This window comes from Falsiroseomonas oryzae (genome assembly GCF_027856955.1).
Taxonomy (GTDB): Bacteria; Pseudomonadota; Alphaproteobacteria; order Acetobacterales; family Acetobacteraceae; genus Falsiroseomonas; species Falsiroseomonas oryzae.
In genome coordinates, this window is record NZ_JAPSMD010000101.1 from 1 (window position 1) to 14739 (window position 14739).

General features: G+C 71.4%; 11 protein-coding genes. 2 read left to right on the forward strand and 9 right to left on the reverse strand.

Annotation, left to right across the window (positions count from 1 at the left end; translation table 11 throughout):
* A partial coding sequence (locus OZN99_RS12360) for a heavy metal translocating P-type ATPase (protein ID WP_270935544.1) occupies positions 1–889 on the forward strand: 889 nt, incomplete at its 5' end.
* 94 nt (positions 890–983) lie between these two features.
* On the opposite strand, the gene OZN99_RS12365 is transcribed toward OZN99_RS12360, so the two are convergent.
* The 4 genes from OZN99_RS12365 to OZN99_RS12380 all read right to left on the reverse strand — a co-directional run bounded on the left by OZN99_RS12365 (position 984) and on the right by OZN99_RS12380 (position 5642).
* A complete protein-coding gene (locus tag OZN99_RS12365) occupies positions 984–2063 on the reverse strand; it encodes a BMP family ABC transporter substrate-binding protein (RefSeq protein ID WP_270935545.1) in 1080 nt (359 codons plus the stop codon).
* 62 nt (positions 2064–2125) lie between these two features.
* Positions 2126–3043, reverse strand: a complete 918-nt coding sequence (locus OZN99_RS12370) for an ABC transporter permease (protein WP_270935546.1) — start codon at positions 3041–3043, stop codon at positions 2126–2128.
* Positions 3040–4113: an ABC transporter permease gene (locus OZN99_RS12375; protein WP_270935547.1), complete on the reverse strand. Its 1074-nt coding sequence runs from the start codon at positions 4111–4113 to the stop codon at positions 3040–3042. Before OZN99_RS12375 ends, OZN99_RS12370 begins: the two co-directional genes overlap by 4 nt.
* Entirely contained in the window at positions 4113–5642 is a 1530-nt protein-coding gene (locus OZN99_RS12380) for an ABC transporter ATP-binding protein (RefSeq protein WP_270935548.1), read from the reverse strand. Before OZN99_RS12380 ends, OZN99_RS12375 begins: the two co-directional genes overlap by 1 nt.
* A 56-nt stretch (positions 5643–5698) precedes the next feature.
* Between OZN99_RS12380 and OZN99_RS12385 the strand changes: the two genes are divergently transcribed.
* Positions 5699–6079: a YkvA family protein gene (locus OZN99_RS12385; protein WP_408611834.1), complete on the forward strand. Its 381-nt coding sequence runs from the start codon at positions 5699–5701 to the stop codon at positions 6077–6079.
* Between the two features lie 30 nt (positions 6080–6109).
* Here OZN99_RS12385 and OZN99_RS12390 read toward each other — a convergent pair whose 3' ends face one another.
* The 5 genes from OZN99_RS12390 to OZN99_RS12410 form a co-directional block, all read right to left on the reverse strand.
* Positions 6110–7675 (reverse strand): TRAP transporter large permease, encoded by a 1566-nt coding sequence (locus tag OZN99_RS12390; RefSeq protein WP_270935549.1) that lies wholly within the window; start codon positions 7673–7675, stop codon positions 6110–6112.
* Between the two features lie 34 nt (positions 7676–7709).
* Positions 7710–8258: a TRAP transporter small permease subunit gene (locus tag OZN99_RS12395; RefSeq protein ID WP_270935550.1), complete on the reverse strand. Its 549-nt coding sequence runs from the start codon at positions 8256–8258 to the stop codon at positions 7710–7712.
* 5 nt (positions 8259–8263) lie between these two features.
* Positions 8264–9352: a TRAP transporter substrate-binding protein gene (locus OZN99_RS12400; RefSeq protein WP_270935551.1), complete on the reverse strand. Its 1089-nt coding sequence runs from the start codon at positions 9350–9352 to the stop codon at positions 8264–8266.
* A 221-nt stretch (positions 9353–9573) separates the two neighbouring features.
* On the reverse strand, positions 9574–13974 hold the full coding sequence (locus OZN99_RS12405; protein ID WP_270935552.1) for a choice-of-anchor I family protein: 4401 nt from the start codon (positions 13972–13974) through the stop codon (positions 9574–9576).
* 157 nt (positions 13975–14131) lie between these two features.
* Positions 14132–14739: SDR family NAD(P)-dependent oxidoreductase (locus OZN99_RS12410; protein WP_270935553.1), on the reverse strand; the 608-nt coding region annotated here is incomplete at its 5' end.

A 14739-nucleotide genomic window follows, 5' to 3' on the forward strand; every position in this document is an offset into this window, starting at 1 on the left:
GCTGCGGCTGGATGCCGTGCTGGCGGGCCAGTCGCCCGCCGACAAGATCGCCGCGGTGCGCGAGGAGGCGGAGGCCGCGCCGACCGCGATGGTGGGCGACGGCGTGAATGACGCGCCGGCGCTGGCGGCGGCCGATGTCGGCATCGCCATGGGCGCGCATGGCACGGCGGCGGCGGCGGAGGCGGGCGACGTCGTGCTACTGGTGGACCGCGTGGACCGCGTGGCGGAGGCGATCGCCATCGCGCGCCGCGCACGCCGCGTGGCCCTGCAGGCGATCGCGCTCGGCATGGGTCTCTCGGGGATCGCCATGGTGGTGGCGGCGCTGGGCTACCTGCCGCCGCTGGCCGGCGCGGTGCTGCAGGAGGCGATCGACGTCCTGGCCATCCTCTTCGCCCTGACGGCGCTGCGCCCAGGCGCCGACGAGGCCGCGCCGGCCGTGTTGCCTGCGGAGAGCGGCTTCACGGAGCGCCACGCGGAGCATGCCGGCCTGCGCCAGCTGGCCGAGGCGCTGCGCGAGGGGGCGGAGGCGATCGGCCCGACGCCCGCGGCGCTGCCCGCGCTGGCCGATGTGGAGCGCCGGCTGCGCGCCGAGCTGGTGCCGCACCAGCAGGAGGAGGAGCGCGCGCTCTACCCCGCCGCGGCGCAGCGGCTGGGCGGGCAGGACCCGCTGGCGCCGCTGGTACGCATGCACACCGAGATCGAGGGCCTGGCCGAGCGGATCGGCGTGCTGCTGCGGCTGGCCGGGGAGGGCGGGGAATGGGGCGCGCTCGGCCCCGAGCTGCGCCGGACGCTGTTCGGACTGGAGGCGCTGCTGCGCCTGCACCTGGCGGCGGAGGAGGAGATGCTGGCCGGGCTGGGCGGGGAGGGGACGCCGGCGGGGCGGCGGTGAGGGCCGGCCGGTCGGCGTCTGGGCGCTCGCACGCGCCCCAACCCCGACCCTCCCCCGCGCGCGGGGGAGGGAGAAGGCGGGCGCCGAGCGGTCCTCAGCCGGGGATCGCGGCCTCGATGCCCTGGTAGAAGTAGTTCTGCGCGCGGATCTGGTCGTCCGTCAGGCGCTGGCCGGCGGCGATGACCTGCGTGCCGTCCTGGCGCACGATCGGGCCGTCGAAGGGATGCAGGCGGCCGGATGCGATGGCGTCGCGGACGCGCTCGGCCTCGCTCACCTCCTCCGGCGTCATGTTGGTGAAGGGCGCCATGCGGAACATGCCGCTGCCCAGGCCGCCCCAGGTATCGGTCGGGCGCCAGTTGCCGGCGATCACCGCCTGCGCGCGCTCGGCGTAGTAGTCACCCCAGTTGTTGACGCTGCTGGTCAGGTGGGCGCGGGGCGCGAAGCGTGTCATGTCGCTGGCCTGGCCGAAGCCGAAGATGCCGCGCTGCTCCGCCAGTTGCAGCGGCGCGGGGCCGTCGGTGTGGCTGCACAGCACGTCGCAGCCCTGGTCGATCAGCGCGCGCGCCGCATCGGCCTCGCGGGCCGGGTTGGACCAGGCGTTCACCCACACGACGCGCACCTTCATGGACGGGTCCACGGACCAGGCGCCGCGCATCACGGTGTTGATGGCGTGGATGACCTCCGGCACCGGGAAGGTGGCGACGTAGCCGATGGTCTTGCTGCGCGACTTGCGGGCGGCGATCACGCCCTGGATGTAGCGGCCCTCGTAGAAGCGGGCGTTGTAGATTGCCATGTTGGGCAGCGTGGTCGGGCCCGTGGCGTTCTCGAAGAACACCTGCGGGTGCTGCGGCGCCAGGCGCTGCGTCGGCGCGAAATAGGAGAAGCTGGTGGTGAAGATCAGCCGGTGGCCGGTGCGGACCAGCTGCGTGACCACGCGGTCGAAATCGGGCGGGGCCACGGATTCCACGGTGGTGGCGTTGACGCGGTCGCCCAGCACCTCGGCCATGCGGCGGCGGCCCTGGTCGTGCATGTGCGACCAGCCGAAATCGCCGACCGGGCCGATCAGGACGACGCCGACGTTCAGGCGCTGCTGCGCCTCCGCGGTGCGGCCGAGCGTCGTGGCGCCGGCAAGCGCGCCGGCCGTGCCGAGCAGGTGGCGACGGGTGAGGGTCATGGGCGGGGCTCCTTCGAAGGGGGCTGCGTGGCGCGCGTGTTAAGCGAATTTCATGCCGGCGACTACCGGTCCGGGACGAAGGGCAGGCCGAGACCGGCCGGGCCGGCGGTGCCCCCGCGGCGCAGCCGCATGATCAGCACCAGCACGACGATGGTGATGAGATAGGGCAGGGCAGACATCAGCTGCGGCGGCACGCGGAAGCCGGCGCCCTGCGCATGCAGCTGCAGGATGGTGATGCCGCCGAAGAGATAGGCACCGAGCGCCGCGCGCCAGGGCAGCCAGCTGGCGAAGACCACGATGGCCAGCGCGATCCAGCCCCGCCCGGCCGTCATGCCGCTGGTCCAGAAGGGGGTGAGCACGAGGGAGAGATAGGCGCCGGCCAGCCCTGCGCAGGCGCCGCCGAACAGGATGGCCAGGAAGCGGATGCGCAGCACCGGGTAGCCCAGCGCATGGGCGGAGGCTGCGCTCTCGCCGCAGGCGCGCAGGACCAGCCCGGCCTTGCTGCGCGTCAGGAACCAGGCGACGCCCGCGGTCAGCGCGAAGGAGGCATAGACGAAGGGATCCTGGTTGAAGAGCAGCGGGCCGAGGAAGGGGATGTCGGCCAGGACCGGGATCTCCAGCTTGCCGATCCCGGCGCGCTGCGCGCCGACATGCGCGGCGCCCACCACGCCCGAGAGACCGATGCCGAAGATCGTCAGCGCCAGCCCGGCCGCCACCTGGTTGGCCGCGAGGCCGAGCGTCAGCGCCGCGAACAGCGCGGCCATCGCCATGCCCGCCAGGATGGCGGCGATGACGCCGAGCGCGCCCGACCCGGTGGCGATGGCCGCTACGATGCCGCAGGCCGCGCCCATGATCATCATCCCCTCGACACCGAGGTTCAGCACGCCCGACTTCTCCACCACCAGCTCCCCGATCGCGGCGATCAGCAGCGGGGTGGAGGCGGTGATGACCGTCAGGAGGATGGCTTCCAGCAGCGTCATGCGTGCGCGCCCCTCACCAGCCTCGGCCGGTAGAGCAGCAGCGTGTCGCAGGCCAGCACGTAGAACAGCAGCAGGCCCTGGAACACGCGCGTCACGTCCAGCGGCAGGCGGAGCATGATCTGGGCGTTCTCCGCGCCGATGAAGGTCACGGCCAGGAACACGCCGGCGACCAGGCAGCCCACCGGGTTCAGCCGGCCCAGGAAGGCGACGATGATGGCGGTGAACCCGTAGCCCGGCGAGATGCCGGGCTGCAGCATGCGCACGGTGCCCGCGGCTTCCAGGATGCCCGCCAGCCCCGCCAGCGCGCCGGAGATGGCGAAGACCGTCCAGGTGAGCTTCTTCTCGTCGAAGCCGGCGAAGCGCGCGGCGCGCGGTGCCTCCCCGACCAGGCGGATCTCGAAGCCCTTCAGCGTGCGGCCGACCAGCACGGCCAGCAGCGCCACGACCAGCAGGGCGATCGGCGTGCCGATGTTGAGCCGCCCGCCCTCCAGCAGCAGCGGCACCACCGCCTCCGGCTCGAAGGTGACGGTGACCGGCATGTTGAAGCCCTGCGGATCGCGCCAGGGGCCGCGCACCAGCCAGTCCAGCAGCAGCTCCGCCACATAGACCAGCATGAGCGAGGTGAGGATCTCGTTGGCGCCGAAGCGCGTCTTCAGCAGCGCCGGGATCAGCGCGAAGAGCGCGCCGCCCAGCGCCCCGCAGGCCAGCATGGCGGGCAGCAGCCAGGGACCGTCCGGCGCGCCATGCGTAGCCAGCGCCAACCAGCCTCCGGCCATGGCGCCCACCAGGAACTGCCCCTCCGCCCCGATGTTCCAGTTGTTCGACCGGTAGCAGAGCGCGAGCCCGACCGAGATCAGCACGAGCGGCGTCGCCTTCACCGCGACTTCCTGCAGCCCCCAGGAATCCGACAGCGGCGCGATGAAGTACACATGCAGCGCGTTCAGCGGGTCCTGGCCCATCGCGGCGAAGATCACGAAGGCCGAGGCCAGCGTGAGCGTCACGGCCAGCAGCGGGGAGCCGAGCCTGAGCGCCAGCGGGGTCTCGCTCCGTCTTTCCAGCACCAGCCGCATCACGCTGCCTCCGGCGCGTCGGCCGGGAAGCCGGAGCCGCCCATCAGCAGGCCGAGCGTTTCGCGCGTCAGACCGGACACCGGCAGCGGCGCGGAAAGCCGGCCGTGGAACATCACTGCGATGCGGTCGGCGATCTCCAGCAACTCGTCCAGGTCCTGGCTGATCGCCAGCACGCCGGAGCCTTCCGCCGCCAGGTCGAGCAGCGCCTGGCGGATGCGCCGCGCCGCGCCGGCATCGACGCCCCAGGTGGGCTGCGCCACCACCAGCACCATCGGGCGGCGCAGGATCTCCCGCCCGACGGTGAATTTCTGCAGGTTGCCGCCGGACAGCGCGCGCGCCTCCGGGTCGCGGGTGCCCTTGCGCAGGTCGAAGGTGCGCGTCACCTCGTCCACGAAGCCGAGCAACTGCCCGCGTCGCACCAGGCCGCCGGCGACGAAGCCGCCCGCGGCATGGCCCGACAGAAGCGCGTTCTCGCTCAGCGGGAAGCGCGGCGCCGCGGCATGGCCCAGCCGTTCCTCCGGCACGAAGGCGGCGCCGAGGCGGCGGCGGGCGTTGATCCCCTCACGGCCGACCGGCCGGCGGTCCAGCAACACCGCTTCCGCGCGCGGGGCCAGCCGCTCGCCGGAGAGCGCGGCGAAGAGCTCGTCCTGTCCGTTGCCGGCGACGCCCGCGATGCCCAACACCTCCCCGCCATGCAGCGAGAGGGAGACGTCGCGCAGCGCCACGCCATGAGCCTCGGCCGGCGGCAGCGACAGGCTGGCGACGGCCAGCCGCACCGGGCCCTGCGGCGCGGCCGCCTCATGCGTCACGCCGAGCACGGTACTGCCGACCATCATGCGCGCGAGACTGGCGGCGCTTTCGGCGCGCGGGTCGCAGCGCGCCACGACCTTGCCGTGGCGGAGGATGGTCGCGGCCTCGCAGATGCGGCGCACCTCCTCGAGCTTGTGGGAGATGTAGAGCACCGCGCGGCCCTCGGCGCGGATGCGGTCGAGCGTGGCGAAGAGGCCCTCGGCCTCCTGCGGCGTCAGCACGGAGGTCGGCTCGTCCAGGATGAGCAGCTGCGGGTCCTGCATCAGGCAGCGGACGATCTCGATCCGCTGCCGTTCCCCCACGGAGAGCTGCCAGACCTCCCGCCCCGGTTCCAGCGGCAGGCCATAGGCACGGGAGACCTCGGCCAGCCGGGCCGCGATGCGGGGCAGTGGCTCGTCGCCGTCCAGGGCGAGGGCGACGTTCTCCGCCACCGTCATCGCCTCGAACAGCGAGAAGTGCTGGAAGACCATGCCGATCCCCCGCCGGCGGGCCGCGCGGGGGCCGTCCAGCACCACCTTCTCGCCGCGCCACAGGATGCGCCCGGCATCGGGCTGCAGCAGCCCGTAGAGCATCTTGACCAGGGTGGACTTGCCCGCGCCATTCTCGCCGAGCAGCGCGTGGACCTCGCCCGCCTCGACGGTCAGATCGACGTGGTCGTTGGCGACAAGCGCGCCGAAGCGCTTGACGACCTGCTGCGTCTGGATGAGGGGGGCGGGCATCGGCCGCGTGCTTAGCGATGCGGGCGCGGCTTGGGAAGCGGCGTGACAGGGCTGTCATGTTGGAAACGGCGAAGCTGTGGGCCCGGGGCCTCAGGCGCGACGTGCATGCCGTGTGGCTCGCCGCGCGGCATCCCGGCACGCCCTGGCACGCGAAGGCGCTGGCGCTGGCGGTCGCGGCCTACGCTCTCTCGCCGATCGACCTGATCCCGGACTTCATCCCGGTGCTGGGCTACCTGGACGACCTGATCCTCGTGCCGCTCGGCATCCTGGCGGTGCGGCGGCTGATCCCGCCGGCCGTGCTGGCGGAATGCCGCGCCGCGGCGGAGGCAGCGGGCCAGCGTCCGCGCAGCCTTGCCGGCGCCTGGGCGGTCGTCGCGCTCTGGCTGGCGGCGGCGGGAGTCCTGCTGTCGTGGTTCTGGCCCTCGGCGCCGGCTTGAAGGCCGCCGCGGCGCGGGGGCTCCGCCGGGTCAGAACAGCAGGTCCGGCAGCCACGTGGCGAGGGTCGGGAAGGCCATCACCAGCGCCAGGCCGATGACCTGCAGGATCACGAAGGGCGTGACGCCGCGATAGACGTCCGCCGAGCCCACGCCGGGCGGCAGCACGCCCTGGATGTAGAACAGCGTCGGCCCCAATGGCGGCGTGAGGAAGCTGGTCTGCAGGTTCATCGCGATCAGCACGCCGAGCCAGATCGGGTCGATGTCCATCTGCAGCAGCACGGGCCCGACGATCGGCACCACGATGATGACGATCTCCACGAAGTCCAGCGGGAAGCCGAGCACGAAGATCACCAGCATCACCACCGCCAGCGCGCCCCACTTGCCGCCGGGTACCTGCTCGAGGAAGGCGCGGATCATCTCGTCGCCGCCGAGGCCGCGGAAAACCAGGCTGAACAGCGTGGCGCCGATGAGCGTGGCGAAGATCATCGCCGTGACGGTCATGGTGGAGTGGGAAACGGCGCCGAGCATGCCGCCGCCGAAGGCGCGCCGCAGCGAGACGAGAATGCCCCAGCCCAGGCCGAGCGCCATGACCGTGGCCGTCCAGCTGGCCGCGCGGTCCATGAAGGGCGCTTCCTGCCGGCCGATGCGCAGGTCGAACAGGCTGCCGAGCACCACCATGCCGAGGGCGCAGAGGGCGGCGACATAGATCGGCCAGGGCCGGTCCGGCCGGATCCGTAGGCCCGCCAGCAGCGTGGCGCCGACCGCGCCGACCGAGGCGGCCTCCGTCGGCGTCGCGATACCCGCGAGGATGGAGCCGAGCACTGCCACGATCAGCACGATCGGCGGCACCAGCGCGCGCGCCAGCTGAGCGCCGGAGACGTCGCCGCGCTCGCTCTTCGGGATGGGCGGCCCGACCTCGGGCTTCAGCCAGCAGATGACGACCTGGTAGAGGATGTAGAGGCCAGCCAGGAGCAGCCCGGGGACCATGGAGCCCGCGAAGAGCTGGCCGACCGAGATGGTCTCGATCGAGAACTTGCCCTGCGCGAGCTGCGCCTGCTGATAGGCTGCGGCCAGCACCTCCCCCAGGATGACCATGACGGTGGAGGGCGGGATGATCTGGCCGAGCGTGCCGGCCGCGCAGATCGTGCCGGTGGCGAAGGCGGGGTCGTAGCGGCGCTTCATCATCGCCGGCAGCGCGATGAGCCCCATCGTCACGACGGTGGCGCCGACGATGCCGGTGGAGGCCGCGAGCAGCGCGCCGACCAGCGTGACGGAGACGGCGAGGCCCCCGCGCAGCGTGCCGAACAGCCGGCCCATCGCTTCCAGCAGATCGGGGGCGATCTTCGACTTCTCCAGCATCATGCCCATGAAGACGAAGAGCGGGATGGCGATCAGCACCTCACTGGTCATGGTGCCGAACAGGCGCTGGGCGAGGGCGCCGAACAGGAAGGGATCGAAGGCGCCGAAGAGGATGCCGAGGCCGCCGAACACGATGGCGCAGCCCGTCAGGATGAACACCACCGGCACGCCGACCATGATCAGCGTGCACAGCGCGACCAGCATCATCAGGTCGAGGGCGGCCCCGATGTTCGTCATCGGCCTGCGCGTCCCTCGGCGACCGGACGCGGGCTCATGCTTCCCCCGTCGTCTGCCGGTGCGGGAAGACGGTCTCGGCCGCGCCGGCGATCACCGCCACGGCGCGGATCACGACCGACAGCGCCTGGATGGCCAGCAGCCCCGCCATCACCAGGATCAGCGCCTTGAGGTAGGGCTGCAGCGGCAAGCCGCCGTACTGCATCGGCCCCTCGCCCAGCCGGAAGGACACGCTGACATAGCCCCAGCTGGCCCAGACCAGCAGCCAGCAGAAGGGCAGCACCGCGACCAGCACGCCGACCAGGTCCACCCAGGCCTTCGTGCGCTCGGACCAGTTGGCGTAAAAGAAGTCCACGCGCACATGCTGGTCCAGCAGATAGGCGTAGCCGATCGCCAGCATGAACAGGAAGGCGTGCAGATACGTCACGCTCTCCTGCATCCAGACAAAGGAGCTGCCATAGGCGTAGCGCAGCACCACCACGACGAACTGCGTCAGCACCAGCAGCACGGCCAGCCACCGTGCCGACAGGCCGATGGCGCGGTTCAGCGCATCGGCCCCGTCCGCCAGGCGCAGCAGCAGGCGCAAGCGGCCTACTGCCCCCAGTTGATCGGCAGCGCGCGGGCCGCGTAGTTGCCCGCGTAGGATTGCAGCATGTAGGCCTGGCTGCGGTTGCGGAACACTGCGTAGCTGTCGGCGATGCGCTTCACCATCGGGTCCTGGTGGTTGCGGTACTCCGCCAGCATCTGCCCGGCCGAGTTGCCGAAGGCGACGAGCAGATCGCGCGGCGCCTCCCGTGGGGTCACGCCGTGGCGGCTGACCAGCTCGGCGAGCGCCACCGGGTGGCGCGCGTCGTATTCGGTGGTGATCTCCTCCGCCACCGACTGGCAGGCGAAGCGGACCGCGTTCTTCAGGTCGTCGGGCAGCGCGTTCCAGCGGCCGAGGTTGATGCCGATCTCCTCCGCGCTGGACGGCTCCTGCACGCCGGGGAAGTAGTAGTTCTTCGCCACCTGGTGCAGGCCGAGCGGCGCGTCGCTGAAGGGACCGAGGAACTCGGCGGCGTCGATCGTGCCGGACTGCAGCGCGGCGAAGATCTCGCCGGCCGGCAGCGTGACGACGGAGGCGCCGGCGCGGCGGAACATCTCGCCGCCGAGACCGGCGGTGCGGAAGCGCAGGCCGCGGAAATCGTCGATGGAGCGGATCTCGCGGCGGAACCAGCCGAGCCACTGCGGGCCGCTGTCGCCGGTGTTGAAGGGCTTCACGCCGAAGCGGGCGTAGATCTCGTCGTACAGCGCCTGGCCGCCGCCGTGCATCATCCAGGCCTGCCGTTCATAGACGGTCATGCCGAAGGGGAAGCTGCCGAAGAAGCCGATGCCCGGACTCTTGGAGATCCAGAAGGAGGGCACGCCGTGGTAGAGGTCCGCCGTGCCGGCCGCCACGGCATCGAAGGCGCCGGGGGCGGGCACCACCTCGCCGGCAGCGAAGAGGCGGACATTGATGCGCCCGGCCGTCACTGCGCCGATGCGGTCCGCCACCTTCTGCGCCGCGACGCCGGGGCCGGGCAGGTTGCGCGGCCATAGCGTGACCATCCGCCACTCGATCCGGCCCTGCGACAGCGCCGGCGTGGCCAAGCCCGCCGCCGCGGCTACGCCGCCTGCCGCGAGGATCCCACGACGATTCATCTGCGACATCTCCCGTTCCTGTGCCGACCCTGCGCCCTGGCCGCCTGCGCGGCGGGCATGCTGAACCGTCATTCCTGCACCGCATCTGCGGGCCCGGCAAGCGTCGGAAGGCGCGGCCCGGAGCGGAACGGCGCTCCGGGGGGGCATCTGCCAGCCCGGCGTGTTGCGGCCGCGACCGCTGCCGGGACGCGCGGGCGGGACGCGGCCCGCCCGCTGGGGCTTCAGAGGAGGTCGGAGGCGTCGAGCAGGTTCGTGCCGCGGACCAGCAGCTCGAACTCGGCCTCCGCGTCGGCATCGGTGTTCGCCAGCACCCGCACGCTGGTCGCGTCCACCGCCTCGATCCGCAGGAAGCCCGGGGTGAAGGCGGCAAAGGGCTCGCTCGTGAAGGCGAAGTCCTGGATGCCAGCCAGCAGCCGGTTCGCATCGAAGGCCAGCAGCAGCTTGTCCTCGCCGCGGACGAAATCGGTGATCTCGTCGCGCGCGCCGGGGGCGCTTTCCGCCTCGGCGTCGAAGCGGAAGACGTCATTGCCGGCGCCGCCGGTCAGCACGTCCTCGCGCCGTCCGCCGACCAGGGTGTCCGCACCCATGCCGCCTTCGAGGCTGTCGAGGCCGAGACCGCCGATCAGCAGGTCATCGCCGCCCTCGCCGCGCAGCGTGTCGCTGCTGGCCGCGCCGTCCAGGGTGTTGCCCTGCTGGTTGCCGACCAGCAGGTTGGCCTTCGCATTGCCGGTGCCGGAGGTGGCGCCATCCTGCAGGACCAGCACCTCGATCTCGGTCGGCAGGGTGTAGCTGGCGATGCTGCTGAACACCGTGTCGCCGATGCCGGCGCCGCTCTCGAGCACCACGTCGCCAGCCGAGTCGACGAAATACGCATCGGCCGAGAGGCCGCCGGCCATGCTGTCGTCGCCGGTGCCGCCGTCCAGCGTGTCGGCTCCGAGGCCGCCGGTCAGGGTGTCGTTCGCTGCGCCGCCCTTCAGCACGTCGTTGCCCGCGCCGCCGTCGATGGTGTCGGCGCCGGTCCCGCCGTCGAGGTCGTCGCTGCCCGCGCCGCCATCGATGCTGTCCTGGCCGGCGAGACCGGCCACCAGGTCGTCGCGCGCCCCGCCGAGGATGACATCGTCGCCCGCCGTGCCGTCGATGGTGTCCAGGCCCGCGGTGCCGGGGAGCGTCTCGCCGTCCAGCACCGTGCTGGTTCGGATGTCCACGTTCTGGATGCGGGTGTCCTGCGCCGCCGGGGTGTCCGCGATGGCGAAGGCGGTCTGCGGCGTGGCGTGGTTGGCCTGGAGGAAGGTCTTGAAGGCCTGCTGCTCGCCGAGGACGGGCGGATACAGCGCCAGCGTCGCGGCGTCGGCGAAGTCGGCCCCCTCCGGCACGATCGCGCTGAGCGTGCCGTCGGCGAGCAGGTAGCGGAAGTTCTCGCCGTTGGCGCGCATCGGGTAGCCGTCGCCGCCATTGGCGAGGAAGTTCAGCGTGACCAGGCGGATCAGCGCGGGCGCATCGCCCGAGATGGCGCCGTTCTCGATGACCCGCGCGACGACCGTGCCCTCCGCGTCGATCAGCGCGACGTCGCGGATGGTGGCGCTGGTGCCGGCCGCATTCGGGTCGAAGGAGATGCTGACCCCGCCAAGCTGCGGGAAACGGCCCTGGTTGCCGAGCACGGTCAGGCCGTGCTCGATGATGTTCTTCAGGCCCTGCGGCGTGGTGTCGAACACCATCAACTTGTTGTCGAAGCGCAGCGCGTTCTCGATGTCGAGGGTCGAGATGGCGCCGGCAGGCTTGCCCGCTTCGGGGTTCGCGATCGGCGGGATCTTCTCGCCGGTCGCGACCACGGTGGAACCGATCTGCGCGCGGATGCCGCCGCCGTTCTTCAGCGAGGCCACGAAGCTGCCGTCGCCGAGCGCCGCCTCCGCCGCGACCTTGTTGGCATCCGCGGTGACGTTGCCGAAGTTGGTCTCCTGGTTGCGGACGATGCTGCGCTCGCCTTCCAGGTAGACGTTCGTGTAGCCCCAGATCTCGCCATCCTTCGCGTTGATCACGGCCTGCACGGCTTCCGTGATGTCGGCGACCTGCTCGCCCTTGGTGCCCCCGGCGAAGGCGGTGGTGGCGAGGTCGGCCTCGGCCACGCCCCATGCTGCGGCGACGTTCGCCGTGGTGGCGGCGTAGGCGCCGTTGATCGCGGGATCGAGGCTGCCGGGGATGATGTTGCCCTGGGCGTCGAACTCCACCACCAGGCGGCCGAGATAGGTGAATTCGTTGTCGGTGTTGACGATCAGCGTGGTGCCGCCGTCGGCGCCGGTCGTCAGGATCGGGTAGGTGTTGGCGAAGTTCGCGGCGTGGCCGGGGAAGGCCACCGGCACGTCGTTCGCGTCGCCGAGCCGCGTGTTGGAGCCGGCCGCGAGTATGATGTCCACGCCCGAGAGCAGCGGCGCCAGCGCCTGTTCGAAGGCGATCTGCTGCAGATGCGCCATCAGGACGATCTTGTCGACGCCCTGGATGCGCAGGTCGTCGATCACCGGCTGGAGCTGCGCGGCCAGCAGCGCCATGTCGTTGGCCTCGCTGCCGTCGCCGGCGAAACCCTTCACCTCTACGCCGCCGGTGGAGCTGATGCTCTCCAGGATCTGCGTGGTGGCGCCGACCAGGCCGACGATCTCGTCGCCGAAGCGCACCACGGCCGAGGGGGCGATGCTGCGTGACTGCGCGGCCAGCGCCGCCGCGGTTTCCAGCCCGCCCTGCCCGACCGTCTCCTGGTAGCGGCTGGCGAGCTCGCCATCGGCCGTGAAGTCCAGGTTCGCCGAAAGGTATGGGAACAGCGCGTCGTCGACGTTGTCACGGAATTCGCGCGTGCCGAGGTCGAATTCGTGGTTGCCGATGGTGGAGGCCTGCACGCCGATCCGGTTGTGGATCTCGATGTCCGCGGCGCCGAGATTGCCGCCCCGGCCATGCACGGCCTGCGCGACCGGGTCGGTGCCGGCGTTCAGGAAGGGCCCCGGGATGTAGTTGTCGCCGCCGGCCAGGATCAGCGTGTTCGCGTACTGGCCGTCGAAGGCATCGACCAGCGCGGCCAGGTTCGGCGCGGTCTGGCTGGCGAGCAGCCCGGCCTCGGCGTCGGCGAAGTGTAGCAGTTGCAGAGTGAAGTTGGCCGCTGGCGTCACCTGGAAGACCGAGATGTTGTTGCTCACCTCGTTGGTGGAGACGAACAGCGCCTCGCCGGTGGGCGAATCGGTGGCGGAGATGAACAGCCCGCCTTCCGGGTTCAGGTCGCCCGGGCGCTGGGCGATGCCGGCATAGCTCACATCGGTCGGATCGGTGACGTCGAAGGCTAGCGTCACATGCGACCGTTCCAGCCCGACGAAGGCGTAGATGCGGCCATCGACCTCGCCGATCTCGATGCCCTCGGGCTCGGGGCCCTTGTTGTCGCTGCGGTCGTCGAAGGTGGCGGTCGCGACGATCTTCGAAGCGATGCGCTCGATCAGGTCGGCGCTGTCGAAGACGATGGCGCCGTTGCTGTCGAGGATCGAGAAGGAGCGCGCGCCGTAGGTCAGGATCTGGTCGATGTCGCCATCGCCGTCGGTGTCGCCGCGCAGGCCCGTTGCGTTGGAGACGACGAGGCGGCCGAGCGCCGCGTTGGCCTTCAGCGCCGCCTCGTTGGGGAAGGCGACGTCGTCGAGGTCGTAGGCCGCATTGCCCAGGCGGATCGTCTCGTCCGGATTGAGGAAGTCGTCGCGGTCGTCGCCCTCGTTCGCGATGACGTAGTAGGTCTGGCCGCCGGCCTCGTAGCTGTCGATCGCATCCGGCATGTAGAGGCCGAGGACCGGGTTGCCGGTGGTCAGGTTGATTCGCGCGGTGGCGCCGGCGCCGTCGCGGTCGCTGAAATCGGCCAGCAGTGTGCTGAAATCCTTGGTGCCGAGCGGCACGATGCCGGTGAAGGTGGCGGTCGCGATGTCCAGCAACCCGACCGCGTTGGCCTCCTGCAGGGTCACCATCGCCCTGGTGCCGTCGGCCGAGATGGCGACGTATTCGGGCTCCACGTCGTCGGAGACGCTGTTGCCGGCGAAGATCCGCACGCCGGCGGCGCGCAGCGCGGCTTCCTGGCCGTCGAAGGCGGTGAAGCCGGCGGTCTGCACGCTGGTCGAGAAGCCGGCAGCAGTGTCGATGGCGATGATTGAGACCGAGCCCTTGCCGCCCGGCGTGCCGTCCGAGAGGTATTCGCCCTCGTTCGCCACCAGCACCTTGGTGCCGTCCGGCGTGAAGGTCAGGCTGTCCGGCAGCGCGCCCACCGTGGCCGAGCCGAGCAGCGCGCCATCGGCGGCGTTCAGGAAGATCACCTGGCCGTTCGCGGCCTTGCTGGCCGCCGGCAGCGCCACGGCGACGATGCCGCCCTTCACGGCGACGCTGGTGACGTCGGTGGTCGCGAATCCATACGGCGCTGCGGTGAAGTTCAGCGTGGCGACCAGCGACGGAGCCGCCGGGTTGCTCAGGTTGATGACCTGCAGCCCACCATTCGAGGTGACGAAAAGGCGGTCCGATCCGGGATCGAAGGCGGCGATCTCGGCGCCCGGCAGATTGAGGGAAGCGACCGGGGTGATGTTGATCGCGTTGGACGGCGTCAGCGTGGAGGACATGTGCGTTCCCTGGCGGATGGCCGGGAAGGAAGCCGCGACGCGGCATGCTGTCCGTCACGGATCGGTAAACGGATCGTTAAGGTTGCATGAAGGTGACGCCCGATGATCCGGCGGGCACGCGCGCGGGTTGTAAAGGCGGCGGTCTGGCTCGCGCCGGTCAGGCCGGAGGCAGCCTCAGCGCGCCGTCCAGGCGGATCGTCTCCCCGTTCAGCAGCGGATTGGCGGCGATTGCGAGGACCATCGCGCCGAACTCCTCCGGCCGGCCGAGCCGCTGCGGGAAGAGCGGCTGCCTGCCCAGGCTCTCCCGGGCCTCGGGCGTCAGCCCGTCCATCAGCGGCGTCTGGAACAGGCCGGGCGCGATGGTGACGACGCGCACGCCGAAGCGGGCCAGCTCGCGCGCGGCCGGCAAGGTCAGCCCGACCACGCCGCCCTTGGAGGCGGAGTAGGCGGCCTGGCCGATCTGACCTTCGTAGGCGGCGATGGAGGCGGTGCTGACCACCAGGCCGCGCTCGCCGCTCGGCAGCGGGTCGTTCGTCGTCATCCGCGCCGCGGCCAGGCGCAGCAGGTTGAAGGTGCCGATCAGGTTCACCCGGATCACGCGCTCGAACAGCGCCAGGTCGTGCGGGCCGTTTTTCCCGGCCACGCGCGCGGCCGGCGCGATGCCGGCGCAGGCGACCGCGACACGCAGCGGCGCCAGCGCGGCCGCGTCCTCCACCGCGCGCGCCACGGGCGCTTCCTCCGCCACATCGCCGGCCACTGCCGTGC